This window comes from Parvibaculum sp., assembly GCF_035511255.1.
GTDB lineage: Bacteria > Pseudomonadota > Alphaproteobacteria > Parvibaculales > Parvibaculaceae > Parvibaculum.
Window position 1 is genome coordinate 1 of the sequence record NZ_DATKFR010000011.1, and the last position, 3,044, is coordinate 3,044.

General features: G+C 65.8%; 4 protein-coding genes and 1 tRNA gene. 1 reads left to right on the forward strand and 4 read right to left on the reverse strand.

The genetic code is table 11. From position 1 onward, the window contains the following. Positions 1 to 55: 55 nt before the first annotated feature. From VMR03_RS00305 to VMR03_RS00315, 3 genes are all read right to left on the reverse strand, one after another. A complete protein-coding gene (locus tag VMR03_RS00305; protein WP_325401124.1) occupies positions 56 to 505 on the reverse strand; it encodes a DUF2948 family protein in 450 nt (149 codons plus the stop codon). 7 nt (positions 506 to 512) lie between these two features. Next, positions 513 to 1,775 carry a UDP-N-acetylglucosamine 1-carboxyvinyltransferase gene (gene murA / locus VMR03_RS00310; protein ID WP_325401125.1) on the reverse strand — a complete coding sequence of 421 codons (1,263 nt, stop codon included), beginning with the start codon at positions 1,773 to 1,775 and terminating at the stop codon, positions 513 to 515. Positions 1,776 to 2,021: 246 nt separating this feature from the next. Then, a complete protein-coding gene (locus VMR03_RS00315; RefSeq protein ID WP_325401127.1) occupies positions 2,022 to 2,207 on the reverse strand; it encodes a hypothetical protein in 186 nt (61 codons plus the stop codon). Between the two features lie 212 nt (positions 2,208 to 2,419). On the opposite strand from VMR03_RS00315, the gene VMR03_RS00320 reads away from it, so the two are divergent. Continuing rightward, positions 2,420 to 2,494: transfer RNA gene (locus VMR03_RS00320), tRNA-Thr, on the forward strand. Between the two features lie 259 nt (positions 2,495 to 2,753). Here VMR03_RS00320 and VMR03_RS00325 read toward each other — a convergent pair. Continuing rightward, a partial coding sequence (locus tag VMR03_RS00325; protein ID WP_325401129.1) for an aldehyde dehydrogenase family protein occupies positions 2,754 to 3,044 on the reverse strand: 291 nt, incomplete at its 5' end.

Consider the following 3,044-nt stretch of genomic DNA (forward strand, 5'->3'; position numbering starts at 1 on the left):
CATGCGCGGCTTTCTGGATTGCTTCGGCCCTGACGGGCCTCGCAATGACGACCAATCAATCATCATGCTTCGGAAGGTTCGGCGTCGGCCAAACGAGGCCGAGATCGGAAAGATGCGCATCGAGCGCCTCGACTTCAAGCCTGAGCTCGCCGCCCGCCGAGAAGGTGAGCGTCACGATGCCTGAAGGCGCATCGAGTTCGTCGAAGCGGATCGAAAGGAGATTGAGGACGCCGTCGGCATACTCCTGGCGGATGCCGCGCGCCTGCACTTTCAAGACATTCTCGAAATGAAGGCCCGCGCGGACGCGTTCATGCGTGCGCAGCGCGCCCGCACTCTTGCCGGTTTCCGTTTCGCCTTCCCAGCGGAAACGGTTCAGCACCATCGCGAAGCGGCGCGCATGAGGAAGGAAAGCGAGATCGCCGACCTTCGTCACCGCGTCCTGCAGAAAGGCCGAGATCACTTCGAGATCGGCAGCGTCTTCCGCACCCAGCCTCAAATCGCTCATCGGTCCCTCAAGACGCTTTCGCGCGCCAGATCTCGGCCCCGCAGGCGCCGAGCTTTTCTTCCATGCGCTCGAAGCCGCGATCGAGATGATAGACGCGGTTGATAGTGGTCTCGCCTTCGGCGGCGAGCGCGGCGACGATCAGCGCCGCCGAGGCACGCAGGTCGCTCGCCATGACCGGGGCGGCTTTCAGCTTCTCGACACCGCGCACCAGCGCCTTGTCGCCGTGGAGCGAAATGTCGGCGCCGAAGCGCGCCAGTTCCTGCACATGCATGAAGCGGTTTTCGAAGATCGTCTCGGTGATTTCGGATTCGCCGTCCGCCGTCGTCATCAGCGCCATGAACTGCGCCTGCAGATCGGTCGGGAAGCCCGGGAAAACCTGCGTCACGACATTCGTCGCCTGCAGCCTTTCGCCGTTCCTGAAGATGCGGACCTGGCCCTGCTGGACATCGACGCCCGCGCCCGCCGCGCGCAGCACCGAGAGCGCCGCGTCGAAGGTTTCGGCCTCGACGCCTTCGAGCGTCACCTCGCCGCCCGTCATGGCGGCGGCGATCGCATAGGTGCCGGCCTCGATGCGGTCGGCGATGACGCGATGAGTGGTGCCCTTCAGCTTCTCGACGCCTTCGATGCGGAGCGTCGAGGTGCCGATGCCCTCGATCTTCGCGCCCATCGAGACGAGGCAATGGGCGAGATCGGAGACTTCCGGCTCGCGCGCCGCGTTTTCGAGGATCGTTTCGCCCTCGGCAAGCGTCGCCGCCATCATCAGCGTGTGGGTGACGCCGACCGAGACGATGGGCGAGCGGATGACCGCGCCCTTCAGACCCTCCGGCGCCTTCGCCAGCACATAGCCTTCGACGAGGTCGATCTCGGCGCCCATCTTCTGGAGGCCCTTGATGTAGAGATCGACCGGCCGGGCGCCGATGGCGCAGCCGCCGGGCAGCGAGACCTTGGCTTCGCGGCAACGGGCCAGAAGCGGGCCGAGCACCCAGAAGCTCGCGCGGAACTGCGAGACGATTTCGTAGGGCGCGGTGGTCGAGGCGATTTCGGGCGTCGAGATCGTCACGCTGTCGCCGTTGCGCTCGACGCTCGCCCCCAGCACGCCGAGGAGCTTGGCCAGCGAGCGCACGTCGGTCAGGGCCGGAACATTGGTGAATTTGACCGGCTCGGCCGTCAGCAGGGCCGCCGTCATCAGGGGAAGGGCCGCGTTTTTCGCGCCGCTGATCGGGATCGAGCCCGAAAGCCGGCGGCCGCCGCGAATGTGAATGGTGTCCATGATGGGTCCGATGCCGGAGCCCGGAGCCCATATGCCCCGAACATCCCCGGATTTATAGGGGGGCGGGCCGGAAGAGTCACGGGCGAGTGGGGGAAACCTTGCGGAACCGTCTCCCTCCCCTTCAGGGGAGGGCAAGGGTGGGGTCCTTCGATCAGAGTCGGGTGCCAGCGAAACAATCAGGCGCCGCGCACCCCACCCGACCGGCCTTGCCGGTCGGCCTCCCCTGAAGGGGAGGCAGGACTTTGATTACTTGCCGTCCTTACCCTTGCCGTCAGCGTCGGCATCGCGGCCTTTCGCCTGGGCTTTGCGCTTGCGGAGATTGGCGCGCAGCGCCTCGGCGAGGCGGGCTTCCTTGGCCTGTTGGCCACGGGCGGGACCCTGGCCGTGGGGGGCGCGGGTGCGGTTGTCGTCGGCCTTGGATTTCATGGACATGGGGTTCTCTCGAGGCTCCATCCGGTCCTCGCATATGACCCATCGGAAACCGGGCGTCAACTCCATGGGACTATAAGGATGGCGCGGGCGGAAAGCCGGGGCCCATTCCCTGTTGATCGGGGGGGCGGGCTGTGGCACTTTCCGCGCGCCCGAAAGGGGGTGGCCCTGATTTGGCATTGCCCCTCCCCCGGCTTGCCGGGGACTTCGAAGCGGCCCACGTAGCTCAGTGGTAGAGCACTCCCTTGGTAAGGGAGAGGTCGAGTGTTCAATCCACTCCGTGGGCACCAGCTTCCGACCGGACCGGGTGATTTTTCAGCGAGTATGCGCCGGCACTCCCGGCCCCGGCATATCGAGTCCTTTCCGGTCCGTCATTCCGGCGAAGGCCGGAATCCACGTTGATGCCTTGCAACGCGCAAAGCTGGATGCCGGACCGAGCCCGGCTTGACGCCAATAGCAATGCCACACAGCCAGTGCATGACACCGATCGCCCGTTAAAACGCCGCCGCCCGGTTTCCCGAGCGGCGGCGTCAACGTGTACGGATCGCCTCAACGGGCGACGTTGATGATCTTCAGCTGGGTGAATTCCGCGAGGCCTTCCTCGCCGAGTTCGGTGCCGAGGCCGGATTGTTTCGCGCCGCCGAAGGGAATGTTCGGCGCGAGTTCGGCGTGCTTGTTCACCCAGACGGAGCCTGAGTCCATCTTCTCGGCCAGCGCATAGGCGCGGTCGAGATCGGACGACCAGATCGAGCCGCCGAGGCCGTAGGGCGAGGCGTTGGCGCGGGCGACCGCGTCTTCCGGATCGCTGTAGCTGATGACCGGAAGCACCGGGCCGAACTG

What these genes read in the sequence shown, in the direction of transcription:
- VMR03_RS00315 (WP_325401127.1), bottom strand. Translation starts at nt 2,207, where the DNA reads ATGTCCATGAAATCCAAGGCCGACGACAACCGCACCCGCGCCCCCCAC.
- murA (WP_325401125.1), bottom strand. Translation starts at nt 1,775, where the DNA reads ATGGACACCATTCACATTCGCGGCGGCCGCCGGCTTTCGGGCTCGATC.
- VMR03_RS00305 (WP_325401124.1), bottom strand. Translation starts at nt 505, where the DNA reads ATGAGCGATTTGAGGCTGGGTGCGGAAGACGCTGCCGATCTCGAAGTG.